The sequence below is a fragment of the Pectobacterium betavasculorum genome, from assembly GCF_000749845.1.
Classification (GTDB): Bacteria; Pseudomonadota; Gammaproteobacteria; order Enterobacterales; family Enterobacteriaceae; genus Pectobacterium; species Pectobacterium betavasculorum.
The window spans coordinates 1547234-1570723 of record NZ_JQHM01000001.1 but is presented as its reverse complement, the minus strand read 5'-3'; the positions used below and the strand labels follow the sequence as shown (position 1 = coordinate 1570723).

General features: G+C 49.1%; 25 protein-coding genes and 1 pseudogene. 16 read left to right on the top strand and 10 right to left on the bottom strand.

What is annotated here, in order from left to right:
* Positions 1–16: 16 nt before the first annotated feature.
* The gene (locus KP22_RS07170; protein ID WP_039298840.1) at positions 17–937 is read right to left on the bottom strand and encodes a Kdo(2)-lipid IV(A) acyltransferase; all 921 of its coding nucleotides are present in this window, start codon (positions 935–937) and stop codon (positions 17–19) included.
* Positions 938–1227: 290 nt separating this feature from the next.
* Positions 1228–1383: pseudogene (locus tag KP22_RS07165) on the bottom strand (oxidoreductase); the annotation flags it as partial.
* A 216-nt stretch (positions 1384–1599) separates the two neighbouring features.
* Between KP22_RS07165 and trhO the strand changes: the two are divergent.
* On the top strand, positions 1600–2667 hold the full coding sequence (trhO, locus tag KP22_RS07160) for an oxygen-dependent tRNA uridine(34) hydroxylase TrhO (RefSeq protein WP_039323277.1): 1068 nt from the start codon (positions 1600–1602) through the stop codon (positions 2665–2667).
* 76 nt (positions 2668–2743) lie between these two features.
* Here the strand turns inward: trhO and KP22_RS07155 are convergent, their stop codons facing one another.
* From KP22_RS07155 to pyrC, 6 genes are all read right to left on the bottom strand, one after another.
* Positions 2744–3319, bottom strand: a complete 576-nt coding sequence (locus KP22_RS07155) for a YceI family protein (RefSeq protein ID WP_156103715.1) — start codon at positions 3317–3319, stop codon at positions 2744–2746.
* Between the two features lie 29 nt (positions 3320–3348).
* Positions 3349–3903: a cytochrome b gene (locus KP22_RS07150; RefSeq protein WP_039323274.1), complete on the bottom strand. Its 555-nt coding sequence runs from the start codon at positions 3901–3903 to the stop codon at positions 3349–3351.
* 467 nt (positions 3904–4370) lie between these two features.
* Positions 4371–4625 carry a biofilm formation regulator BssS gene (bssS, locus tag KP22_RS07145; protein ID WP_039298854.1) on the bottom strand — a complete coding sequence of 85 codons (255 nt, stop codon included), beginning with the start codon at positions 4623–4625 and terminating at the stop codon, positions 4371–4373.
* 229 nt (positions 4626–4854) lie between these two features.
* The gene (locus tag KP22_RS07140) at positions 4855–5112 is read right to left on the bottom strand and encodes a hypothetical protein (protein ID WP_039298856.1); all 258 of its coding nucleotides are present in this window, start codon (positions 5110–5112) and stop codon (positions 4855–4857) included.
* 88 nt (positions 5113–5200) lie between these two features.
* Positions 5201–5440 carry a DNA damage-inducible protein I gene (gene dinI, locus KP22_RS07135; protein ID WP_039298857.1) on the bottom strand — a complete coding sequence of 80 codons (240 nt, stop codon included), beginning with the start codon at positions 5438–5440 and terminating at the stop codon, positions 5201–5203.
* Positions 5441–5546: 106 nt separating this feature from the next.
* Positions 5547–6590, bottom strand: coding sequence for a dihydroorotase (pyrC, locus tag KP22_RS07130; protein WP_039323271.1), 1044 nt, complete (start codon positions 6588–6590; stop codon positions 5547–5549).
* Positions 6591–6775: 185 nt separating this feature from the next.
* Between pyrC and KP22_RS07125 the strand changes: the two genes are divergently transcribed.
* Positions 6776–7063 (top strand): putative quinol monooxygenase, encoded by a 288-nt coding sequence (locus tag KP22_RS07125; RefSeq protein ID WP_039298863.1) that lies wholly within the window; start codon positions 6776–6778, stop codon positions 7061–7063.
* A gap of 60 nt (positions 7064–7123) precedes the next feature.
* On the opposite strand, the gene rne is transcribed toward KP22_RS07125, so the two are convergent.
* Positions 7124–10468, bottom strand: a complete 3345-nt coding sequence (gene rne / locus KP22_RS07120) for a ribonuclease E (protein ID WP_039323269.1) — start codon at positions 10466–10468, stop codon at positions 7124–7126.
* Between the two features lie 593 nt (positions 10469–11061).
* On the opposite strand from rne, the gene rluC reads away from it, so the two are divergent.
* A complete protein-coding gene (gene rluC, locus KP22_RS07115) occupies positions 11062–12018 on the top strand; it encodes a 23S rRNA pseudouridine(955/2504/2580) synthase RluC (protein ID WP_039323265.1) in 957 nt (318 codons plus the stop codon).
* A gap of 63 nt (positions 12019–12081) precedes the next feature.
* Here the strand turns inward: rluC and KP22_RS07110 are convergent, their stop codons facing one another.
* The gene (locus KP22_RS07110; RefSeq protein ID WP_039323262.1) at positions 12082–12666 is read right to left on the bottom strand and encodes a Maf family protein; all 585 of its coding nucleotides are present in this window, start codon (positions 12664–12666) and stop codon (positions 12082–12084) included.
* Positions 12667–12806: 140 nt separating this feature from the next.
* Here KP22_RS07110 and yceD point away from each other — a divergent pair, with 140 nt between their 5' ends.
* From yceD to KP22_RS07045, 13 genes are all read left to right on the top strand, one after another.
* The gene (gene yceD / locus KP22_RS07105; RefSeq protein WP_005970520.1) at positions 12807–13328 is read left to right on the top strand and encodes a 23S rRNA accumulation protein YceD; all 522 of its coding nucleotides are present in this window, start codon (positions 12807–12809) and stop codon (positions 13326–13328) included.
* Between the two features lie 16 nt (positions 13329–13344).
* Positions 13345–13515: a 50S ribosomal protein L32 gene (gene rpmF / locus KP22_RS07100; protein WP_005970518.1), complete on the top strand. Its 171-nt coding sequence runs from the start codon at positions 13345–13347 to the stop codon at positions 13513–13515.
* A gap of 29 nt (positions 13516–13544) precedes the next feature.
* Positions 13545–14591, top strand: coding sequence for a phosphate acyltransferase PlsX (gene plsX / locus KP22_RS07095; protein WP_039298875.1), 1047 nt, complete (start codon positions 13545–13547; stop codon positions 14589–14591).
* A gap of 6 nt (positions 14592–14597) precedes the next feature.
* The gene (locus tag KP22_RS07090) at positions 14598–15551 is read left to right on the top strand and encodes a beta-ketoacyl-ACP synthase III (RefSeq protein WP_039298878.1); all 954 of its coding nucleotides are present in this window, start codon (positions 14598–14600) and stop codon (positions 15549–15551) included.
* A gap of 17 nt (positions 15552–15568) precedes the next feature.
* Positions 15569–16498 (top strand): ACP S-malonyltransferase, encoded by a 930-nt coding sequence (gene fabD / locus KP22_RS07085; protein ID WP_039298881.1) that lies wholly within the window; start codon positions 15569–15571, stop codon positions 16496–16498.
* Between the two features lie 14 nt (positions 16499–16512).
* Positions 16513–17247 (top strand): 3-oxoacyl-ACP reductase FabG, encoded by a 735-nt coding sequence (fabG, locus tag KP22_RS07080; RefSeq protein ID WP_039298883.1) that lies wholly within the window; start codon positions 16513–16515, stop codon positions 17245–17247.
* 154 nt (positions 17248–17401) lie between these two features.
* Positions 17402–17638 (top strand): acyl carrier protein, encoded by a 237-nt coding sequence (acpP, locus tag KP22_RS07075; protein WP_005970506.1) that lies wholly within the window; start codon positions 17402–17404, stop codon positions 17636–17638.
* Positions 17639–17719: 81 nt separating this feature from the next.
* On the top strand, positions 17720–18961 hold the full coding sequence (gene fabF / locus KP22_RS07070) for a beta-ketoacyl-ACP synthase II (protein WP_039323259.1): 1242 nt from the start codon (positions 17720–17722) through the stop codon (positions 18959–18961).
* Between the two features lie 127 nt (positions 18962–19088).
* On the top strand, positions 19089–19886 hold the full coding sequence (gene pabC, locus KP22_RS07065) for an aminodeoxychorismate lyase (RefSeq protein ID WP_039323256.1): 798 nt from the start codon (positions 19089–19091) through the stop codon (positions 19884–19886).
* 14 nt (positions 19887–19900) lie between these two features.
* Positions 19901–20920, top strand: a complete 1020-nt coding sequence (gene mltG, locus KP22_RS07060) for an endolytic transglycosylase MltG (protein WP_039323253.1) — start codon at positions 19901–19903, stop codon at positions 20918–20920.
* Positions 20910–21569: a dTMP kinase gene (gene tmk / locus KP22_RS07055; protein ID WP_039298897.1), complete on the top strand. Its 660-nt coding sequence runs from the start codon at positions 20910–20912 to the stop codon at positions 21567–21569. Before mltG ends, tmk begins: the two co-directional genes overlap by 11 nt.
* Positions 21569–22579 carry a DNA polymerase III subunit delta' gene (gene holB / locus KP22_RS07050; protein ID WP_039323250.1) on the top strand — a complete coding sequence of 337 codons (1011 nt, stop codon included), beginning with the start codon at positions 21569–21571 and terminating at the stop codon, positions 22577–22579. The genes tmk and holB overlap by 1 nt, the downstream gene beginning before the upstream one ends.
* 19 nt (positions 22580–22598) lie before the next feature.
* Positions 22599–23396: a metal-dependent hydrolase gene (locus KP22_RS07045; protein ID WP_039323247.1), complete on the top strand. Its 798-nt coding sequence runs from the start codon at positions 22599–22601 to the stop codon at positions 23394–23396.
* Positions 23397–23490 lie beyond the last annotated feature (94 nt).

Here is a 23490-nt window from a genome sequence, read left to right as displayed (position 1 = left end):
ACACGAAACGTGTGAGTTAATAAAGTGATGGTTCGCCTTCTGGACGGGTTTTGAAACGGCGATGCAACCACATGTATTGATCCTGTGCGAGCAGGATATTCTTTTCAACCACTTTGTTCATCCAGGCTGCGGTCACCGTTTCATTGTCTACAGGTGCACCCTGTTCAACTGGCTGAATCAGCAGTTCATAACCTTTCCCTTTGGGAAGTCGGCGTGGCACAAACGGGATGATCGCTGGGTGCGCCGTTTTTATTAGCATATAGCTCCCGCGAGTTGTCGCCGCGGTGTCTACGGCAAAGAGAGGCGCGAATACGCTGCTGCGCGGACCATAATCATGATCCGGCGCATACCAGATGATGTCACCTTGTTTGAGTGCGCGTATCATGCCTTTAAGATCTTTCCGGTCCAGCATGGATTTATTGGAACGCAGCCTACCCCACGTCTGTAACCAATCAATCAGTTTGTTATCATTCGGACGATACACACCAATCCCCGGGTTGTGCATACCAAAAACTCGCGCACCGAGTTCTAACGTTAAAAAATGCAGCCCGATAAGTAAGACTCCTTGCTTCCGCTCGTTCTCAGGGCGTATGTGTTCAAGACCTGTTACCGTAAACCAGCGTTCGAGACGCCAATTCGGCCAAAACCAGGCCATACCTGTTTCAACTACGCCCATGCCGACCGATTCGAAATTCTTTCTGAGTAGCATATTGCGCTCGGCTTGCGGCATTTCTGGGAAACATAACTCAAGGTTGCGGGCGGCGATCTTGACGCGTTTTGGCAGAAGGCGCATAGCCAGATGGCCGAGTGCATTACCGATACGATAAAGAACGGGATAGGGCAGCAAAACGATAAGGTAGAGGATGCCGATGCCCAGCCAGGTGAGCCAGTAGCGCGGATGTAGCAATGAACGATTAAAAGTCGGGATTTGTGTCATGGCCTCAGTATCAATATTTTGGTGCTGGTCAGCACGCGAATCGTTAAAAAGAATCGAGCTAATGGTTAAGTGCAAGATAGATTATTGCGGTGCTTTGCCAATAAAACAAATTATTGCCATCTTATTGACTGATTTTTATGCAAAAAACACTTGATCGTATCATGCCCAGAGAATGAGTTTTGACCTTTGGTGGCATACCACGTGGTGGTGCGGGGTAAGGGGCGACTCTAATAGGAGCTCCCACGTATCATATTTACCGCTATTGCTTGAAAATGTCTCTGGCGTAACGTGATGAGCAGCCCTGCTCCAGAATGCGACAGGTTACCTAAGTGCATGGTATGCCAAGCTGTCGCCTTACCGTCCTCAGCCGAATATTGACATTGGAGCAATATTCGGTTGGGCAGTTCGAGTTTACCAAGAGATACGGGGGAGAAAAGCTGGCTCATAATGACAGATCCTTCGATGATGATACTTCATGAAAGCGCAAGTGAATCCCAGAAGTCATTTGTTTACGGTAGATCACTCTTTATCGTTTCGCTATTCATTTCATGCCCTGACAGCTTCTCCGCTATCAGGTATGATGCCGGGCGATTCAATATGTCAGGCTATAGCCCGGCAATGAATGTTACACGCTAACCTCAATGAAGACAGGAACGTACACCATGCCAGTGTTACATAACCGGGTTTCCAATGAGGAACTGAAGGCGCGTATGCTTGCGGAAACCGAGCCACGTACCACAGTTTCCTTCTATAAATATTTTACGATTGACGATCCAAAAGCATTTCGCGATCGCCTGTATATCCAGCTTGAACAATATAAGGTCTTCGGACGTATTTATATTGCAACAGAAGGGATTAACGCCCAAATCAGTGTACCCAATAATCAGTTCGACGCTTTTAAAGCCGCATTGTTCAAGGTGCATCCAGCACTTGATCAGATTCGCTTAAATATCGCTCTGGAAGATGACGGAAAGTCATTCTGGGTATTGCGTATGAAAGTACGTGAACGGATTGTCGCCGATGGAATCGATGATCCCACATTTAATCCAGCGAATGTTGGACAATATCTGAAGGCCGATCAGGTTAATGCGATGGCCGACGATCCTGATACCGTATTCGTCGATATGCGTAACCACTACGAATACGAAGTCGGTCATTTTGAGAATGCACTGGAAGTGCCATCGGATACTTTCCGTGAGCAGCTACCGATGGCAGTGGATATGCTTGATGATGCGCGTGATAAAAATATTGTCATGTATTGTACCGGTGGTATTCGCTGTGAGAAGGCCAGCGCCTACATGCTGCACCATGGTTTTAAGAATGTATATCACGTAGAAGGCGGTATTATTGAATATACACGCCAGGCTAAAGCACAAGGATTACCGCTGAAGTTTATTGGTAAGAATTTCGTGTTTGATGAACGTATGGGAGAACGTATTTCTGACGACGTTATCGCACATTGTCATCAGTGCGGTGCTTCATGTGATAGCCACACTAACTGTCGCAATGAAGGGTGCCACCTTCTATTTATCCAATGTCCGAGCTGTGCCGCAAAATACGAAGGTTGTTGTAGCACGCAATGTCAGGATGAGATGAAATTGCCGTTAGAAGAACAAAGAGCAATACGCAGCGGGCGTGAAAATGGAATGAAGATTTTCAATAAATCCAAAGGATTATTGCAGTCAACGTTACATATTTCGGCACCTGTAGCGAAAGATAACGCTGAATAGCCAACTGGCGTTCATCAATAATAAAAAGCCCTTTCCAAAGGAAAGGGCTTTTTGCTGTTAGCCGCGTGGCGGTGCCTTATTTCTGACGAACGCCTTCAACGGCAATAATCAGCTCAACTTCCTGTGAAGCGGGACCTAAATCGGTCGTAATATTGAAGTCTTTCAACTTGATAGTCCCTTCGGCCTGAAATCCTGCACGATAGTTACCCCACGGGTCATCCCCCTGACCGATGAGTTTGGCATCCAACTTAACAGGCTTGGTCACGCCATTTAACGTCAGATTACCGGTAATATCGTAATCCTCACCGTCTTTCTTCACTTGCGTTGAGGTAAACGTTGCCTGCGGATGCTTGGACACGTTTAAGAATTCTGCGCTGCGCAGGTGCTTGTCACGTTCAGCGTGGTTAGTGTCAACGCTGTTGGTGTTGATAGTGACATTGACTTTATCCGCTGCTGGGTTTTTCTCATCAAAGGTAAAAGCACCGTCGAAGTCATTAAAGCTGCCATAAAGCCAGCTATAACCGAGGTGTTTAATGCGGAATTCAATAAACGCGTGCTGGCCTTCTTTATCGAACTTGTACTCTGCCGCCAGTGCAGAACCGGCAGAAGCAAGCATGGATACTGCGGTCAGGCTCAGTAGTGTTTTCTTCAGCATTAGTATTTCTCCATAAATCCAGAAAGTTAAGGAACGTTGCGGCCCAACATCCGTTTCAACGTGTTATCACCATCGATAAAGTGGTGTTTTAATGCGGCTAAACCGTGCAGCGCTGATAAGGCAACCACCGCCCATGCAAGATAAAGATGCACGTCGCCAGCTATATCGGCCTGATCCGTCAAGCCGCTGACAATGGCCGGAATAGAAAACCAGCCAAAAACTGAGATTGCATGCCCTTCTGCCGTGGAAATGAGATATCCACTAATGAGAATGGCGAAAAGGATGACATAAAGCGCAATATGCGCCAGTGTCGCGCTGACGCGAGTCAATGTGGAGTAGCTTTTTAACGGTGGCGGCGGTGGGGAAATAAAGCGCCACACCACGCGAAAAATAATGATGGCAAAGAGCAACACGCCAATGGCTTTGTGGATCTCCGGGGCTCGGTGATACCAGATATTGTAGTACCCTAATGTGACCATCCAAAGACCTAAGGCGAACATGCCATAAACGGTCAACGCTGCAATCCAATGCAAAAGAATGCTGATATGGCCATAACGGGAGGAGGTATTACGCCAAAGCATAGTGATAGTTCCTTATCAAAACGGTAACGTAGTTAATCCGGAAAAAATTTAACAGGAAGAAACATAAAAGCAATATAAACTTTCAAATCATAACATTATCATAAGTGTGAGCAGTTTTTTTGAATTTAATTTCATAATTTATTCAATTTGATTATGGAAGTTCTTTAATGGAATAAATGTTTCTGATGCCTGTTTTTAGATGAAGGGTGAATAAAGACGATAGCAAAACAAATTAAAGCGACGGAAAACGCTCTGTTAGTTGAATAACTATGTAGTGAGTGATTATTGGTTAAACGTCGTTGAACATGACTTAATTGCTTAGTAAATATAAAAATAAATGAGAATATACCTAAAATAACAACACCGCTAATAAAGCGGTGTTGTTATGAGCGTAAGTGCGATTAAAACCGATATGATTGAGAGAAATTAATCAGTAGTGAATATATTATTAATAACGTTATCAATTACTAATGTTTCCGGTAATCACTGACGTCACAGTCTGTTGATTCGATCTTTGCAATACCTGCTTCAAGGATGTATATCAGTTGCCTTGCAACATCGGTCGTTAGCCAAAGCGTACGGTCTACGTGCGTTTCATCTGGTGCTTGATCCGCGGTGGATAAGTAGTGTAACCGGATCATCATGGCATCATAACTGTCAACGGTGCTGATGTCCCAACCTACAAGAGGATGTGTCTGAATAACTTCATTTTTTCTATCCATAAATACCCCTTATTGACTAGTTACTAACATGAGTGACTAACGAGGCTTCAGGTGGCTCATCATTTTTAAACAAGCATTATCAGTATACTGTGGCTTATTTAATTTATGGGAAATATTTTCAATTTTTCGTAAAAAACATTACACCAGCAGGTATGGCGAAGGGCAAAATTAAAATATCGGGACGAATAGATCTTCATCCCGAAGATGTTGTTACAGGTACAATAGAACTTTATTCCACAGCAGTCCCTGAATTTTTCTCCAATGCGGCAGCAATACGGGCAAGATATTTTTTCATTGCTGGATCACGATTCTCATTTTGAGATTCTAATGTTAAATTGTGAATCATCAGCTTGTTTGCTTTTTCATCGAGGCAGAAAGCCAGAGACGAAAAGGCGAGTTCCAGAGCATCGATCTTGCGTTGTTGCTCGCCAATCACCTCCAGCAGTTCCCCGAATGTCATTGCTTCTTCTGGTTTTTCTACCGTCATCACAGATATCCTCGGTCATAACACATGGCGAAATGCCGCTTTAAACTGCCATTACAGCCTATATCTTCATTATCTTTCAAGCTTTAGATTATTCTGCAGTAAACCAGTCATCGGCACTTTCCCATGTTTCTTGCAAAATTTCAGAGATACGATCTTTGTCATCTTTACCTGCTCCCATCACGGTCAGGTTATTTGTGGCTGCATAACGAACCTGAATGGGCGTATCAGGGTAAATTTTGTGAATACGCTTTTCCAGCTCATGCCTGAGCGCTTCAATGGCACCGGCAGGTAACGGTGTTGTCTTTGTAAGTGTGATTTCTACGCGCATGCTGACCTCCAAATTTCAAACTGTTTATTTATACAGTTATTGCATGTGGAGAACAATACGCGCAATAAAATTTAGCCCATCAGCATCATGCAAATGGGCTTGTTTTCTAGCGAACTGACCAATTAAGGGTTTGCCCGGCTAAGAAGGGGATTAGCGATTCGTCGCCGAGAGAGATTTCTTCCGGGAATGTGACGGTTTCACGATGAAGTTCAATCCAGCCGTCATTTACCGGCAGATCATAAAATCGTGGGCCATTCAGGGAACAGAATGCTTCGAGTTTATCAAGTGCGTGCATTTCTTCAAAAACGGTGGCGTAGGTACTTAATGCTGCCTGAGCATTGAACACGCCAGCACAGCCGCAACTGGACTCTTTTCTGTGCTTTGCATGAGGTGCTGAGTCTGTACCGAGGAAAAGTCGGTCGCAGCCGCTGGCGACGGCTTCACGCAATGCTTGCTGGTGTGTGTTGCGTTTTAAGATAGGCAGACAATACAGGTGAGGGCGAACGCCGCCGACCAGCATATGATTGCGGTTAAACATCAAGTGCTGAGGTGTAATGGTTGCAGCGAGATAATCATTACCTGCAACAACATATTGCGCTGCTTCTTTCGTCGTAATGTGTTCGAGGACGACCTTCAGTTCAGGGAAATTCTGACGCAACGGTTCCAAAATGGTTTCGATGAAGCGAGCTTCTCGATCGAAAATATCAATAGCGGGATCGGTGACTTCACCGTGAATGAGTAACGGCATACCCATTTTTTGCATTTTCTCCAGAATGCCGGAGATATTGGCGACGCTAGTGACACCATGGCTGGAGTTTGTTGTGGCATTGGCTGGATAGAGTTTGGCTGCGGTAAAGACGCCTTGCTCAAAACCACTCACGATCTCATTGGCATCTAACGCATCAGTCAGATAGCACGTCATCAGCGGATGAAAGTCATCGCCTTGCGGGATCGCGGCTAAAATACGCTGACGATAGGCGATAGCGCTGGCTACGCTAGCAATCGGTGGCGTCAGGTTAGGCATAACAATCGCACGGCCGAAGAAACGGCTGGTATAGGGGAGGACGGTTTCCAGCATCCGATCGTCACGCAGGTGAATGTGCCAATCGTCAGGGCGACGGATTTTAAGAATAGTAGGCTGTGCGGTCATGGAATTGCGCTCCGGCGGTCAGTAGAAAAACATCGTCTTTCGGTTGGTTTTGGGACTGATACGGCGGGGGATAAGGATAAGCGTAAAGCCATTTGAATGCATCCGTTTGTTGATGAATGCTTGAAATTAAACGCAGATTGGCATCTGATATGCTCTATCTTTTCATTGATAAATAAGGGATGTATATGGAAATTCGTATTGTTGCCACTATTCAGGCTAAGGCTGAGTTTATTGCTGATGTTACCGCTACGCTACAACGTGTCGTATCGCCCAGTCGACAGGAAGCGGGTAATGTGCAGTATGATCTGCATGCCGTTATGGATAAACTCGGCTCGTTTGTATTCTTCGAACGCTGGAAAGATCGTGATGCTCTGGCATTACATGAGCAGAGCGCTCACTTTAAAAATTTGCTCGCGGAACTGGATGGCAAAACAGAGAGCGTAGATATCAAGCTATTGAATGTTTTAGGCTAATAGCCGTTCTTTAGCAAAAAACACCCGCCAACTGGCGGGTGTTTTCTATAAAGGTCAAAATTACTCGTTGACTGGCGTAGGCTTGGTTGCTGGTGCAGTGGATTGATTCACAGCAGCATGGCCGCCTGCCGAGCCTTTTCCTGAGAACGGATAGGCCGGGCGTACCCAATCACTGTGTCGAGCAGGCTCTGCGTTGTATGCCGGAGCCGGAGCTTTAGTCATGGGTGCCGTTGCATGGAGTTTATAGCGGGGCGGTTCAACAACAGCATGATTATCAACAACAGGCGCTGATTTTGTCACGACCGAGACGGGATTTTCCACAGTAGGCTGTGAACTGGCAGCGACTACTGGCTCATCCTGGACGCTTTGTGGCTGGTGGACTTCCTCTACTGCTGGAATCTCCGCGGTAGAAATCGGCTCTGCAACATTAGCTGTCTCAGTCACTTCCCCACTGTTATCTGCCTGCTTTTCTTCAGCAACAGCAGTTTCAACGGTCTGTGCGTCTTCGATTACCTGCATCGCAATGTCATCAGCCTCAACGGTTTTAGCTTCCTCAACCGCGCTCACGGCAACCGCAGCGATGACATCATCGATAGCCGTGTTTTCGGTGATTGGCTCAACGACAGTATCTTCGTCGGCAGTGCTCACTTCGACATCCGCTACGTTGCTATCCTGAATAACATCCGCGGATTGCGCTGTTGCGGTTACAACGGCCTCTTCCTGAACGACGGGTTCAGTAATCGCAACGTTTTCAATCACGTTGGATTCAGCTGTATCAGCTTGTGCTGTCACTGTAGCGTCGACAACGGCTGGCAACAGCGGTGTTTCGATGGCCGTTGCATTTTCTTCCAACTGGTGATTTTCAGCCTGTTGTGACTGTGCAACAGGGTAGCTAACCCACACTTTTCCTGATGCCATTTCCGGTGACGCGGCGGCAAACTCTAACTGCATCGGCGACTGGGACGGATAACGCTCATCACGATAACGACGGCGGCGCTGACCGCTGACGCGTAGGTGGCGAGGAGAACGACGTGAACGACGCGGCATACCGCCATTTTCGCCATTGGCACGATTTGCATCGTTTTGCTCGTTGTCGCTCTCGTTATTGTCTACCGTAACGTCGTTTGGCTTAACGTAAGATTGGACCAGCTCAGGTGCTTCAGCAACCGGTGCCGTGTTATCAGAAAGGGTATCCTGCTGAGTTTCAGACTGGACGCGTACTTTCTGAGTCAACTGACGGCGTTGGCGACGCTGCATCACCTGGGCAGGTTTATCCTGCTCGGCTGCATTGTCATCTGAATCATCCGCTGGTGGCTGCGTTTTTGCCTCAGTAGCAGGCTGACGGCGTTCGTCTTGGCGACGACGCTGACGTTCAGCACGTGGTTCACGGCGTGACTGTTCTTCCGAACCGGCTTTCTCCACATTTTCCGCAGCGCGGCTGTCAGCAACTGCTTCGTCGTTTTGTCGCTTATTACGGCGCTGATCATCACGCTGTTCACGATTGTCACGATTGTCACGATTGTCACGATTGTCACGATTGTCACGAGAGCCGCGGTCGCGGCGATTATTACCCTGACGGCGTGAATTCCGACGTTCAGAACGCTGACCTTCACTAGTTTTCTCTTCTTCGGCTTTCTTCTCGTCAACGCTATCGACTGCTTTTACGGCTGGTTCAGAAGCAAAGACGCCTTTTAACGCACTGAAGAAACGGCTAATTATACCTGGTTGAGCTTCTTCTGCCGTTTTTGCTACAGCAGGAGTCGCTTTGGCAACCGATGGCGTGGTTTCTTCTGGCATTTCAGCCATGCTGAACGTTGCTAAAGCAGGCTGTTCAGGCTGTTTACGCTCGATCGTTTGTTCGTCTTGCAGCTGCTGCGTTTCTGTTTCCAAACGCTGAGGCAACAAATAGCTGAGCGTCGGTTTTTCTTCACCTTTACGGACACGAAGCACGGAGTAGTGCGGTGTTTGCATGCCGTCGTGTGGCACGATGATAGCGCGCACACCACCCTGACGTGTCTCAATGGCGTTAACCGCATCACGCTTCTCGTTCAGCAGATAAGAGGCAATCTGGACGGGAACAATAGCGTGAACTTCTTTGGTATTTTCTTTCAGCGCTTCTTCTTCAATCAGGCGAAGAATCGACAGTGAGAGCGACTCATTGTCACGAATCGTACCTGTCCCGCTACAGCGTGGGCAGACGTGATGGCTGGATTCGCCTAGCGAAGGACTCAGACGCTGACGTGACATTTCCAGCAGACCAAAGCGGGAAATGCGGCCAATCTGAATGCGTGCGCGATCCTGACGAACGGAATCGCGCAGGCGGTTTTCCACTTCACGCTGGTGGCGAACCGGAGTCATATCGATGAAGTCGATAACGATCAGGCCACCAAGGTCACGCAAACGCAGCTGACGGGCAATTTCGTCTGCCGCTTCAAGGTTGGTATTGAATGCGGTTTCTTCAATGTCACCACCGCGCGTTGCGCGGGCGGAGTTGATATCAATGGCCGTCAACGCTTCGGTAGTATCAATAACGATAGAGCCACCGGACGGCAGGCGAACTTCACGTTGGAAAGCCGATTCAATCTGCGATTCGATCTGATAGTGGCTGAAAAGTGGGATTTCACCACTATACAATTTGATTTTGCTGCTGAAATCGGGGCGACCCAGTGCAGAAATATGTTCTTTCGCCAGATCGAGAATTTTTGGGTTGTCGATCAGAATCTCGCCAATGTCTGGGCGTAGATAATCACGGAAAGCACGAACGATCACGTTACTTTCCTGATGAATCAGGAACGGTGCCTGGCGACCTTCAGCGGCTTTTTTGATCGCGTCCCAGTGTTTCAGACGGAAAGCTAGATCCCATTGCAGTGCCTCAGCGGATTTACCCACACCAGCAGTACGAACAATGAGTCCCATGCCATCAGGCAGTTGCAACGATCCCAAAGCTTCTTTGAGCTCTGTACGATCGTCTCCTTCGATTCGGCGTGAAATGCCGCCTGCTCGAGGGTTATTCGGCATTAAGACCAGATAACTACCAGCCAGACTGATAAACGTGGTCAGCGCTGCGCCTTTGTTGCCACGCTCTTCTTTGTCTACCTGAACAATAACTTCCTGACCTTCACGTAACACGTCTTTAATGTTAGGACGGCCATGGGAAGCATAATTGTTGGGGAAGTATTCGCGGGCGATTTCTTTAAGAGGAAGGAAACCATGTCTTTCCGCGCCGTAATCAACAAAAGCCGCTTCAAGACTGGGTTCGATGCGAGTGATTTTACCTTTGTAGATATTTGCTTTCTTCTGCTCATGACCTGGACTTTCGATATCCAAATCATACAGCCGTTGACCATCAACCAAGGCAACACGCAACTCTTCCTGCTGAGTTGCGTTAATTAACATTCTTTTCATCTTCAACTTACTCGTTATTTTTACTTGCATTATTGATAGAGCTGCGGACAAAAGAACCGCATGACCGGAGTGAACCGATGGCCTCGTGGCTTATCGCAGGGACGTCAACCTCCCGGTTGTCGCCTGCATAGAGACGCATGTTTCGGTAGCCTGTGTTTCCTGATGGAAAACAGCACATTTACTGAGGGAACAGCTTCTGAAGAATGTCGCCAGATCTGATTCCATTTGCCGGCCAAGCTGCAATCCGCAGCCCGCTAACTGCTTGATTTCGCATTACGTCTTACGCCATTGCTGCGTGTGTGCGTCATCAGGCAAATTTAATAATTTCGCAATTTCCCCGTGTTTTATCGGAAATCCGCGTGGGAAACGCAAAAGCATTATTCCACTGCTGATACCGTTATAGCAAGGTGACTTTGCCTGTCTGTATAAAGATAGTTCTTTTGTTATCACCAAAAAGGACAGGGTTTGATGCTAGAGCGCAATTCACCCGTTACTCTCCCGATAGTGCAACAATATCTTCATAAGTCAGACACACAGTTAAGCACAGAAAAAGAAGTGGCGCTATCCGGTTGCTCTATTTAGAATCGCGCATCATGAAAACAGATAATCCTTCAGTACAATTTGTGACGATATCCGCAGATGAAGCGGGGCAGCGCGTCGATAATTTTTTGCATACCCACTTAAAGGGTGTGCCTAAAAGCATGGTTTACCGTATCTTGCGAAAAGGTGAGGTAAGGATAAATAAGAAACGGGTCAAGCCTGAGTATAAATTGCTCGATGGTGATGTCATTCGTATTCCGCCGGTTCGACAAGCAGAACGCGATGAAACTCCTGTTTCTGCCAGTCTTGGCAAAGTGGCGGCATTGGCCGAGTGCATTATTTATGAAGATGACTACCTGTTGGTGCTGAATAAGCCTTCAGGTACTGCGGTGCATGGCGGCAGTGGTCTGAGTTTCGGCGTGATTGAAGGGCTGCGTGCTTTACGTCCCGAAGCGCGTTTTCTGGAGTTAGTACACCGTCTCGATCGCGATACGTCGGGTGTTTTGCTGGTCGCAAAAAAACGCTCGGCTTTACGTTCTCTGCACGAACAGTTACGGCTGAAAGGTATGCAAAAAGACTATCTGGCGCTGGTTCGCGGCCAGTGGCAGTCTCACTGCAAGGTTGTTCAGGCACCGCTGTTGAAAAATATTTTACAGAGCGGTGAACGCATCGTTCGGGTAAACAGCGAAGGTAAACCATCAGAAACACGTTTTAAAATAGAAGAACGCTTTGAACATGCGACCCTGGTGAGGGCAAGCCCTGTTACTGGGCGTACACATCAAATTCGTGTACACGCCCAGTATGCCGGGCATCCGATAGCGTTTGATGACCGTTACGGCGATCGTGAATTCGATCAGCAACTGGCGGAGACGGGCTTAAAACGTCTTTTTCTGCATGCGCAGGCGCTGCGTTTTGAACATCCAAACACCGGCGAGACATTGAGAGTCGAAGCACCATTGGATAGTGGATTACGTCGCTGTCTACAGGTGTTACGCAAGACAAAAATCTAACTACTCATTTCTTGCATGTTTTATCTATCGGGATAGCGTTTCATCGAACTATCCCGATTTATTTCAAACCGTTAATGGATTCAGACCTTCCTTTTGCAACATTTGCGTCAGCGCGATCAGCGGCAATCCAATCAGCGTATTAGGATCTCGCCCGGATAATCGTTCGAAGAGGGTAATGCCTAATCCTTCACTTTTAAAACTCCCCGCGCAGTTCCACGGCTGTTCTTTCTCCAGATAGCCGTCAATTTCTGCTTCCGTTAGTGTACGAAAATACACATCAAAGGGTTCTGCGATGCTTTGTATAGAACGGGTTGCACTATTAAAGAGCGCTAACCCAGTAAAGAAGGACACGCATTTTCCGCTAGCCTGTTGTAGTTGCCTTGTTGCGTTAATCTTATTATGCGGTTTTCCGGTAATGGAATCCCCCAGCACGCAAACTTGGTCGGAACCAATAATCAGATGATTAGGGTAGTGCGCGGCCAGCGTTTGCGCTTTGTTTTCAGCAAGACGGATCACAAGATCGATGGCGTTTTCGCCGGGATGAGGGGTTTCATCGATGTCTGGCGATGCGCAAACGAAGGGGATCGCCAGCTTTTCCAACAAGGCCCGGCGATAAGGTGAGGTCGAGGCGAGAATAATCTGCTGCATAATTTTTTGATAAACCGTAGCGTAATGATGAAAGGCATTTTAAACTGTGCGCCGCTCTGGAAGCGAATATTGGTGAAAGGTGGTGTATCACTGCCTTTTTCTTTGACTCTATGTCGTTACGACGTTAATATGCGCGCCCTATGCAAAAGGTAAAATTACCCTTAACTCTTGATGCGGTCCGCACTGCTCAGAAGCGTTTAGATTACGTTGGTATCTATTCAGCTGAACAAGTAGAGCGTGTTGCCGAATCAGTGGTGAGTGTGGATAGTGATGTTCAGGCCTCTTTATCTTTCAATATTGATAATCAGCGTCTGGCGGTGATTGACGGTAACGCTGACGTTACGGTCACACTGATGTGTCAGCGTTGCGGCAAGCCGTTTGAACATCAAGTCCATGCGACATTCTGTTTCAGCCCGGTCGTCAATGATGAACAGGCCGAAGCGTTACCGGAAGCGTATGAGCCGATCGGCGTTGATGAATTTGGCGAAGTCGATCTGCTGGCAATGATTGAAGATGAAATTATTCTGATGTTGCCTATCGCCCCGGTGCATGATTCTGAACACTGTGAAGTGTCCGAAGCGGACATGGTTTTTGGTCAACTGCCTGCAGAGGCGGAAAAACCAAATCCGTTTGCCGTATTAGCCAGTTTAAAGCGTAAGTAATTAAGGAGTAAGGTCCATGGCCGTACAACAAAACAAACCTAGCCGTTCCAAACGTGGTATGCGTCGTTCACATGATGCGCTGACTACCGCTTCTGTATCCGTAGATAAAGTTTCTGGCGAAACTCACCTGCGTCACCACATCACTGCGGATGGTTACTACCGCGGTCGCAAGGTCATTGCTAAGTAATTCTTGCGAATTATTTGCAAGGCAATACTTTGACACGCCTAACTCTGGCGTTAGATGCGATGGGTGGGGATTTCGGTCCCTGCGTCACAGTGCCTGCTGCATTGCAGGCACTGGCTTCTAATCCAGCTCTCAATTTGTTATTAGTCGGCGATCCTGCCGCGATTACTCCATTACTTGCCAAAATCGATTCTGATTTACTCTCCCGCTTAGAAATTGTTCCGGCGGAGTCGGTTATTGCTAGTGATGCGAGGCCGTCGCAGGCTATTCGTGCCAGCCGTGGTACCTCAATGCGCATTGCACTTGAGTTGATTAAGGACGGTAGAGCACAGGCCTGCGTGAGTGCTGGCAATACAGGGGCACTTATGGGGCTGGCTAAGCTCCTGATTAAGCCACTGGAAGGAATTGAGCGACCCGCGTTGGTGTCAGTGTTACCTCATCAGCAACACGGAAAAACCGTCGTGTTGGATCTGGGAGCAAATGTTGACTGTGACAGTACGATGTTGGTTCAGTTTGCTGTGATGGGATCAGTGATGGCGGAAGAAGTGCTGGAACTGACTAATCCCCGGGTCGCGTTGTTGAATATCGGTGAAGAAGAAAGCAAAGGGTTAAGCACTATCCGTGAAGCCGCGGCACAGCTAAAAGAGGCACCATCAATAAATTATATCGGTTATCTGGAAGGCAACGATCTGCTGACGGGAAAAACGGATGTGATGGTCTGTGACGGCTTTGTGGGTAATGTCACACTGAAAACGGTGGAAGGCGTGGTAAGGATGTTCCTGTCACTGCTGAAGTCTCCGGCTTCAGGTCCAGAGCAAAAACAAAAGCGATCCTGGTGGTTGAAATGGCTGGGACGTTTGTTACAAAAACGCTTATCAAAGCGTTTCGGTCATTTGAATCCCGATCAATATAATGGCGCATGCCTGCTAGGATTGCGGGGAACTGTAATCAAAAGCCACGGCGCAGCAAACCAGAGAGCGTTTGCGGTTGCTATTGAACAGGCAATGCAGACGGTACGGCGGCAGCTTCCCGAGCGGATTGCCGCTCGTCTAGAAGCGGTATTACCCAAGAGTGACTAAGCGTACATGTATACAAAAATAATCGGAACGGGCAGCTACCTGCCTGAAGAAATCAGGACGAACGCTGATTTAGAAAAGAGGGTGGAAACAACGGACGAGTGGATCGTCACACGAACTGGAATCCGTGAGCGCCGTATTGCTGCGCCGGATGAAAACGTTGCGACCATGGGACACCATGCTGCGCAGAAAGCGCTGGAAATGGCGAACGTCGATCCTTCTGAGGTTGGCCTTCTTATTGTTGCTACAACCTCATCAAGCCACGCTTTCCCTAGCTCAGCCTGCCAGGTTCAGCACTTATTAGGGATCAAAGACACGATCGCCTTCGATCTGGCCGCTGCCTGTGCGGGTTTTACCTATGCGCTGAGCGTTGCCGATCAATATGTTAAAAGTGGTGCGGTGAAATACGCGCTGGTGATCGGTTCCGATACGTTGTCTCGAACATTGGATCCTGAAGATCGCGGCACGCTGATTCTATTTGGCGACGGCGCGGGTGCTGTGTTATTAACGGCGTCTGAGCAACCGGGTATTCTGTCTACCCATCTGCATGCCGATGGTCGCTATGGCGAGTTGTTGACGCTGCCGCATCAGGATCGTACCCACCAGGATACGCCTGCTTACCTGACGATGGCAGGTAATGAAGTCTTTAAAGTGGCTGTGACTGAACTGGCACACATTGTTGAAGAAACGCTGCAAGCGGCTCAATTGGACAAAAGTGAATTAGACTGGCTGGTGCCTCATCAGGCTAACCTGCGAATCATCAGCGCCACGGCGAAAAAGCTGGGCATGGGGATGGACAAAGTGGTTGTGACGCTGGATCGTCATGGTAATACCTCTGCGGCTTCCGTGCCTTCAGCGCTTGATGAAGCGGTACGCGATGGGCGTATTAAACCAGGGCAACTGGTGCTGCTTGAAGCCTTCGGTGGTGGTTTTACCTGGGGTTCCGCGCTGGTTCGTTTTTAATTAAACAGGATTGTGATATGACGCAATTTGCAATGGTGTTTCCCGGTCAGGGATCGCAGACGATAGGGATGTTGGCTGAGCTTGCGGCAGAATACCCGATCGTCACCGAAACGTTTGCTCAAGCTTCTGAAGCATTAGGTTATGACTTGTGGCAGCTTACCCAGCAAGGGCCAGTTGAAGAGTTGAATAAAACCTGGCAGACACAACCTGCGTTACTGACCGCTTCTGTTGCTATCTGGCGTATCTGGCAGCAGCAGGGAGGAAAAACGCCTGCGTTGATGTCTGGCCATAGTCTCGGTGAGTATTCAGCCCTGGTTTGCGCTGGTGTTCTGGATTTCCAACAGGCCGTTCGCTTGGTTGAATTGCGTGGCAAACTGATGCAGGAAGCGGTGCCGGAAGGCACAGGCGCGATGTATGCCATTATCGGACTTAATAATGATGCCATTGCCAAAGCGTGTGAAGAATCCGCGCAGGGGCAAGTGGTGTCGCCAGTAAACTTCAATTCACCGGGTCAGGTAGTCATTGCGGGCAATAAAGACGCCGTTGAGCGTGCAGGCGCTGCGTGTAAGGCTGCCGGTGCCAAGCGTGCGCTGCCGCTGCCTGTCAGCGTGCCTTCACACTGTGCGTTGATGGAACCCGCCGCGAAGAAACTTGCTGTGGCGCTGGAGTCCGTGACCTTTAATTCTCCGGCCATCCCAGTGGTAAACAATGTCGATGCAAGCATCGAAACCACACCAGAAGCTATTCGCGATGCGCTGGTGCGCCAACTTTATTGTCCAGTGCGTTGGACTGACTGTGTTGAATTCATAGCCTCTCAGGGCGTTGAATCACTGTTAGAAGTCGGGCCGGGTAAAGTATTGGCAGGATTAACCAAACGAATCGTCGATACCCTGACAGCAGCTGCGGTGAACGATCCTGCTTCTCTATCAGCGGCGATTGAGAAATAAGAACGGAGAAGACAATGAGTTTTGAGGGGAAAATTGCACTGGTTACCGGTGCAAGCCGTGGTATAGGACGTGCCATCGCCGAGACGTTGGTTGCCCGCGGGGCAAAAGTCATTGGTACTGCGACCAGCGAAAAGGGTGCTGAAGCTATTAGCAACTGGCTGGGTGAGAACGGTAAAGGCTATATGCTGAATGTTGCTGATGCAGCGTCAGTAGAAAGCGTGTTAGCAGAAATTCGCGCAGAATTCGGGGAAGTTGATATTCTTATCAATAACGCGGGCATCACTCGTGATAACCTGCTGATGCGTATGAAAGATGATGAATGGCACGATATTCTGGATACCAATTTAACGTCGGTATTCCGCATGTCTAAAGCAGTGATGCGTGCCATGATGAAGAAACGTTTTGGCCGGATCATTACCATCGGTTCCGTTGTGGGAACGATGGGCAATGCAGGACAAGCTAACTATGCGGCAGCGAAGGCGGGACTGATTGGGTTCAGTAAATCCCTCGCGCGTGAAGTGGCTTCTCGTGGTATTACGGTCAACGTGGTCGCGCCTGGTTTTATCGAAACAGATATGACTCAGGCATTGACAGAAGAACAGCGAGCAGGCATTTTGACGTCGGTTCCAGCTAACCGACTCGGTGATGCTAAAGAAATCGCCAGTGCTGTTGTATTTTTAGCCTCTGATGAAGCTGCTTACATTACTGGCGAAACATTGCATGTCAATGGCGGCATGTATATGATCTAAAAAGCTCGAAAACTATTTGCATTATTTGCGGTGATAACCGCAAAATAGCACAAAATCGTGGTTCGACCAGCCGAGATTTTGTTGCATCTTTTCAAACATTTTATACACTACGAAAACCATCGCGAAAGCGAGTTTTGATAGGAAATTTAAGAGTATGAGCACTATCGAAGAACGCGTTAAGAAAATCATCGTTGAACAGCTTGGTGTTAAGCAGGAAGAAGTCGTAAACAATGCTTCTTTCGTTGATGACCTCGGCGCTGATTCTCTTGACACTGTTGAGCTGGTTATGGCTCTGGAAGAAGAATTTGATACTGAGATTCCAGACGAAGAAGCTGAAAAAATCACGACTGTTCAGGCAGCCATTGATTTCATTCAGGCTAACCAGCAGTAAGCGAACATATCTAGGCGGTCATTCGACCGCCTAAGTTTTTTTTGTCCCGCAGTGTCTTTTTTCCCTCCCTGGAGGATAAGCGTGTCTAAGCGTCGAGTAGTTGTGACCGGACTTGGCATGTTATCTCCTGTCGGCAATACAGTTGAGTCTACCTGGAGTGCTCTTCTTGCCGGTCAGAGTGGTATCAGCCTGATCGACCATTTCGATACTAGTGCCTACGCAACGCGTTTTGCTGGCTTAGTAAAGAATTTTAATTCTGAAGAATTCATTTCGCGTAAAGAAGCTCGCAAAATGGATGCCTTTATTCAATACGGTGTTGCTGCGGGCGTTCAGGCCATGCAGGATTCCGGTTTAGAAGTAACGGAAGAGAACGCCCCGCGTATCGGTGCGGCGATTGGTTCCGGCATCGGCGGTCTGGGTCTTATTGAAGAGAACCACACTGCGCTGGTGAACGGCGGCCCGCGTAAAATCAGTCCGTTCTTCGTGCCGTCAACCATTGTCAATATGGTGGCTGGGCATCTTACTATCATGTACGGACTGCGTGGCCCGAGCATCTCTATTGCTACGGCCTGTACGTCTGGCGTGCACAATATTGGTCAGGCAGCACGCATCATTGCTTACAATGATGCGGATGTCATGTTGGCCGGTGGGGCAGAAAAAGCCAGTACGCCATTAGGTGTCGGCGGATTCGGTGCCGCTCGTGCGTTGTCAACACGCAATGACGATCCTCAGGCGGCAAGCCGTCCGTGGGATAAAGGTCGTGATGGTTTTGTGTTGGGCGACGGCGCTGGCCTCATTGTGCTGGAAGAGTATGAACACGCGAAAAAGCGCGGTGCGAAAATCTATGCAGAAATCGTTGGATTTGGCATGAGTAGCGATGCGTATCATATGACGTCTCCGCCGGAGAACGGTTCGGGTGCAGCCCTGGCGATGGAAAACGCGCTGCGTGACGCGGGTGTGTCAACGCGCCAGATCGGTTATATCAACGCGCACGGCACTTCTACGCCGGCGGGTGATAAAGCCGAAACACAGGCAGTGAAGTCCGTATTTGGTGCAGACGCCAGCAGTGTGCTGGTTAGTTCGACAAAATCTATGACGGGTCACTTGCTCGGTGCGGCAGGTGCGGTAGAGTCAATCTTCAGTATTCTTGCGCTGCGCGATCAGGCTGTTCCGCCAACGCTTAATCTGGATAATCCAGATGAAGGCTGCGATCTGGATTTCGTGCCGCACGAGGCTCGTCAGGTCAGCAACCTGGAATACGTACTCTGCAACTCTTTCGGTTTCGGTGGAACCAACGGTTCTCTGATCTTCCGTAAAGTGTGATTGCAATAGCGTATTAAAAAACCCGGTTTCCGGGTTTTTTTTTGCCTTAATAAAATCAGACACACCTGCTTGTGTGCGATGTTGCTTTACTGGCAAGCTGACGACGATGAATGACGCGGAGCTTATTATGTTGTGGATTAATGGCAAGTTAACAGAACAGCTTTCTGCTCTCGATCGGGGAATACAGTATGGTGACGGCTGCTTTACGACAGCCAGAGTATGTAATGGCGAGATTGTTTGGCTAGAACGGCATATTGCGCGGCTGCAACAGGCTGCTACCCGCTTATTATTTCCACTCATTGACTGGGAAAATCTGCGTGCTGAAATGATTTTGTCAGCGCAGGGACTATCGAGCGGCGTAGTGAAAGTCATGCTAACGCGTGGCGTCGGTGGGCGTGGTTATGGTGCGCAAGGTTGTGTACAGCCAACCCGAATAGTCATGCAGGCAGATTATCCTGCGCATTATGCCGACTGGCGTGAGCAAGGTATTAGCCTGAATCTGAGTCCTGTGGCGTTAGCTAAAAACCCGCTGTTGGCGGGAATAAAACATTTGAATCGGCTTGAACAAGTGTTGATTCGTGCGCATCTTGACCAGACCTCAGCCGATGAGACCCTCGTGCTTGACACCTCAGATGCGCTAGTGGAATGCTGTGCCGCTAATTTATTCTGGCGTAAGGGACATCGGGTCTATACGCCGGATTTATCTCAGTCAGGTGTGGATGGCGTTGCTCGACAGCATATTATTGCCTTACTGGCAGAGTCTGACTTCGCGCTACAAATCGTCAGTGAGCCTGTTACTACACTGACCGATGCGGATGAAGTGCTGATTTGTAACGCATTGATGCCGATAGTCCCCGTGAATCAGGCGCATGTCTGGCGTTATCACTCCCGAGAGCTTTATCAATTCCTAAGTCCTGACTGCTAGTAGATGGTTGATTTATGAAGAAAAAGAAAATTGGTTTGCTGATTATCGCTGCCGTTGTGCTGGTAGTTCTGGTCGTGTGGCAGAAAATGCAGCGTTTTGCTGATTCTCCATTGGCTATCGAAAAGGAAACTATCTTTACGCTTCCGGCTGGTACGGGAAGAGAAGGGCTGGAAACACTGCTTCTCGATCAGAAAATTATTACCGATGGGCCGTTTTTTCCGTGGCTGTTGCGTATCGAGCCGGAATTGGCAAAATTCAAAGCGGGTACGTACCGCTTTACTGCCGGTATGAGCGTCCGCGAGATGTTGGCCTTATTGTCCAGCGGAAAGGAAGCGCAATTCACCATTCGCTTCGTCGAAGGTTCGCGCCTGAAAGAGTGGCTCGTCACATTACAGCAGGCACCTTATATCAAGCATGCTCTGGCCGTGAAAACTGAACAGGACATCGCCACTCAGTTGGAAATCAAAGATAAGGCGAACCCGGAAGGTTGGTTTTATCCTGACACGTATTCATACACGGCTGGCACGAGTGATAGCGCCCTATTGCAGCGTGCGCATCAGCGTATGAAAAAAACGGTGGATGACGTATGGAAAGGGCGTGAAGAAGGTTTACCGTACAAGACACCAGACGAGTTGCTGACGATGGCGTCAATCATTGAAAAAGAAACGGCAATCAATGAAGAGCGTACGCAGGTCGCCTCCGTTTTTGTCAATCGCTTACGGCTTGGTATGCGGTTGCAAACGGATCCCACGGTGATTTATGGCATGGGGGATGACTACAAAGGCGTGATAACTCGTAAAGCATTAGATACGCCGACGCCTTACAATACTTATGTCATCTCCGGCTTGCCGCCGACGCCGATCGCGATGCCGGGGAAAGCGTCATTGGATGCGGCAGCACATCCAGCCAAAACGTCGTATCTGTATTTCGTGGCGGATGGAAAAGGTGGGCACAGTTTTACCACTAACCTTGCAGACCATAATCGTGCTGTAAAGGTATACCGCTCAGCGTTAAAGGAACGGGATGAACAGTAAATTTATCGTTATTGAAGGATTGGAAGGCGCAGGGAAGACCACCGCGCGCAATATCGTCGTAGAAACACTGCGATCACACGGTGTGCAAGAGGTGGTGTTCACGCGGGAACCCGGCGGCACACCGCTGGCGGAGAAACTGCGAGAACTCATTAAGCAAGGGATGGCCGATGAGAAGGTCACCGACAAAGCGGAAGTGCTGATGCTCTACGCTGCCAGAGTGCAACTAGTGGATAACGTCATTAAACCTGCGTTGGCAGATGGAAAATGGGTTATCGGCGATCGGCACGATCTCTCTTCACAGGCTTATCAGGGGGGAGGGCGTGGGATCGATCAGCAACTGCTACGCTCACTGCGCGATACCGTGCTGGGCGATTTTCGTCCCGACCTGACGCTTTATCTTGATTTACCGCCAGCTATCGGTTTGCAGCGCGCGCGTCAACGCGGCGAACTGGATAGAATCGAGCAGGAGTCGCTGGCTTTCTTTGATCGTACCCGCTCCCGCTATCAGGAACTGGCGGCGGAGGATAGCAGCATCCTGACGATCGATGCCTCACAATCTATTGATGCTGTCAGTGCAGATATTCAGGCCGCATTACAGCAGTGGTTGCAGCAACAAGGATTGCAGCCTGTCGAGCAGGGACAGCACTGATGGATTGGTATCCGTGGCTGAATGCCTCTTATCGGCAGCTTATCGGTCAATATCAGGCGGGTAGAGGCCACCATGCGGTGTTGTTGCATGCGTTGCCGGGCATGGGCGATGAATCGCTTATTTATGCGCTGAGTCGTTGGCTGATCTGCCAGCGACCAGATGGAATGAAAAGCTGCGGCCAGTGCCACTCTTGTAACCTGATGACAGCGGGTACGCACCCAGACTGGCATGTGCTTAGCCCGGAGAAAGGTAAACAGAGTCTGGGCGTCGATCCGGTGCGTGACGTCGTGGAAAAAGTGTATCAACACTCCCGACAAGGCGGAGCAAAAGTGATCTGGCTGGCTTCCGCTGAGCAACTGACTGAAGCGGCAGCGAACGCGCTGCTAAAAACGTTGGAAGAACCGCCACAGAATACCTTCTTTTTATTCGGCTGCCGTGAGCCTGCGCGTTTGTTAGCAACTTTACGCAGTCGCTGCTTATATCACTATCTGGATGTGCCGAATGAGACGCAGAGCGTGCTCTGGCTGAATGCGCGTCATCGTCATGATAGTAAGGCATTGCGTACGGCATTAAGATTGCAATCGGGCGCCCCTTTGGCTGCCGAAGCGTTATTGCAGCCGGAACGCTGGAAGCAGCGTTCCGGGCTGTGTCAGGCATTTTCTGCCGCGCTGACTTCGCGGGATCTGCTTTCGTTGATACCTCAACTGAATCATGATGATGCGGATGTGCGAATTCACTGGCTGGCCGCGCTACTGCTGGATGCCATGAAGTGGCAGCAGGGAGCCAGTGAGCATTTGGTGAATCAGGATCAGATCGAACTGGTTGAGCGTCTGGCACGCGAGCCGTCTGGACATTGGCTGTATGAGTTGCAACAGTGGATGGCTTGCCGACAAAAATTGCTGACCGTCACGGGGGTTAACCGCGAGTTACTGCTGACGGAACGGTTGCTCGATGGTGAGCGTACGCTTGCTTCGTCAGTTAAGCGCGACAGCCATCCTTTTTCTGTTTAATTAATATCGAGTAAATATCATGTTGTTAGTGGATTCCCACTGTCATCTTGACGGTTTGGATTATCAGTCATTGCATAAAGATGTCTCCGACGTGCTGGAGAAAGCGAAGCGTCGTGATGTCGGTTTCCTTCTGGCTGTGGCGACAACGCTGCCCGGCTATCGGGCGATGGTGGAGTTAATCGGCGAACGCGATAACGTGGTCTTTTCCTGCGGCGTTCATCCGCTCAATCAGGAAGCCCCTTACGATTATGCCGAGTTGCGCGAGCTAGCCACCGCCAGCCGTGTGGTGGCGATGGGGGAAACGGGGCTGGATTATTTCTATCAGCAGGAGACAAAAGCCCAGCAGCAGGCGTCGTTTCGTGAACATATTCGTATTGGCAATGATCTGAACAAGCCTGTCATCGTGCATACACGTTCCGCCCGTGAAGATACGCTGGCGATTTTGCGTGAGGAGCACGCGGAAAAATGCAGCGGCGTTCTGCACTGTTTTACGGAAGATTTGGTCACGGCAAAAGCCTTGCTGGATATGGGATTCTATATCTCGTTTTCTGGGATCGTGACATTCCGTAATGCAGAAGAATTGCGTGACGTAGCGCGCTACGTGCCGTTGGATCGGATGCTGATTGAGACGGATTCCCCTTGGTTAGCACCTGTCCCGTTCCGGGGTCAGGAAAACCAGCCTGCGTATGTGCGTGATGTAGCGGAATACCTTGCCGTAGTGAAAGGCACGTCGCTGGAAACTCTCGCCGCTGCCACGACAGAAAACTTTTCCCGCCTGTTTCACATCGATCCAACTCGGTTGACCGCAGCGCAATAGTGGCTGAGAATAGCCGAGTTTTTTTTACCCGTGTAATTAATAGCGCTCCATAAATCCCTTGATTAGGTTTTTCCTCTTCAGGGGAACGTGTTTT

Bases quoted from the DNA above. Each gene is read 5' to 3' on its own strand.
- acpP (WP_005970506.1), top strand. From the start codon at position 17,402: ATGAGCACTATCGAAGAACGCGTTAAGAAAATCATCGTTGAACAGCTT.
- rluC (WP_039323265.1), top strand. From the start codon at position 11,062: ATGAAAACAGATAATCCTTCAGTACAATTTGTGACGATATCCGCAGAT.
- holB (WP_039323250.1), top strand. From the start codon at position 21,569: ATGGATTGGTATCCGTGGCTGAATGCCTCTTATCGGCAGCTTATCGGT.
- tmk (WP_039298897.1), top strand. From the start codon at position 20,910: ATGAACAGTAAATTTATCGTTATTGAAGGATTGGAAGGCGCAGGGAAG.
- bssS (WP_039298854.1), bottom strand. From the start codon at position 4,625: ATGGATAGAAAAAATGAAGTTATTCAGACACATCCTCTTGTAGGTTGG.
- trhO (WP_039323277.1), top strand. From the start codon at position 1,600: ATGCCAGTGTTACATAACCGGGTTTCCAATGAGGAACTGAAGGCGCGT.
- dinI (WP_039298857.1), bottom strand. From the start codon at position 5,440: ATGCGCGTAGAAATCACACTTACAAAGACAACACCGTTACCTGCCGGT.
- mltG (WP_039323253.1), top strand. From the start codon at position 19,901: ATGAAGAAAAAGAAAATTGGTTTGCTGATTATCGCTGCCGTTGTGCTG.
- rpmF (WP_005970518.1), top strand. From the start codon at position 13,345: ATGGCCGTACAACAAAACAAACCTAGCCGTTCCAAACGTGGTATGCGT.
- pabC (WP_039323256.1), top strand. From the start codon at position 19,089: ATGTTGTGGATTAATGGCAAGTTAACAGAACAGCTTTCTGCTCTCGAT.
- KP22_RS07125 (WP_039298863.1), top strand. From the start codon at position 6,776: ATGGAAATTCGTATTGTTGCCACTATTCAGGCTAAGGCTGAGTTTATT.
- yceD (WP_005970520.1), top strand. From the start codon at position 12,807: ATGCAAAAGGTAAAATTACCCTTAACTCTTGATGCGGTCCGCACTGCT.
- KP22_RS07140 (WP_039298856.1), bottom strand. From the start codon at position 5,112: ATGACGGTAGAAAAACCAGAAGAAGCAATGACATTCGGGGAACTGCTG.
- fabG (WP_039298883.1), top strand. From the start codon at position 16,513: ATGAGTTTTGAGGGGAAAATTGCACTGGTTACCGGTGCAAGCCGTGGT.
- fabD (WP_039298881.1), top strand. From the start codon at position 15,569: ATGACGCAATTTGCAATGGTGTTTCCCGGTCAGGGATCGCAGACGATA.
- KP22_RS07090 (WP_039298878.1), top strand. From the start codon at position 14,598: ATGTATACAAAAATAATCGGAACGGGCAGCTACCTGCCTGAAGAAATC.
- KP22_RS07045 (WP_039323247.1), top strand. From the start codon at position 22,599: ATGTTGTTAGTGGATTCCCACTGTCATCTTGACGGTTTGGATTATCAG.
- KP22_RS07170 (WP_039298840.1), bottom strand. From the start codon at position 937: ATGACACAAATCCCGACTTTTAATCGTTCATTGCTACATCCGCGCTAC.
- pyrC (WP_039323271.1), bottom strand. From the start codon at position 6,590: ATGACCGCACAGCCTACTATTCTTAAAATCCGTCGCCCTGACGATTGG.
- KP22_RS07110 (WP_039323262.1), bottom strand. From the start codon at position 12,666: ATGCAGCAGATTATTCTCGCCTCGACCTCACCTTATCGCCGGGCCTTG.
- rne (WP_039323269.1), bottom strand. From the start codon at position 10,468: ATGAAAAGAATGTTAATTAACGCAACTCAGCAGGAAGAGTTGCGTGTT.
- KP22_RS07150 (WP_039323274.1), bottom strand. From the start codon at position 3,903: ATGCTTTGGCGTAATACCTCCTCCCGTTATGGCCATATCAGCATTCTT.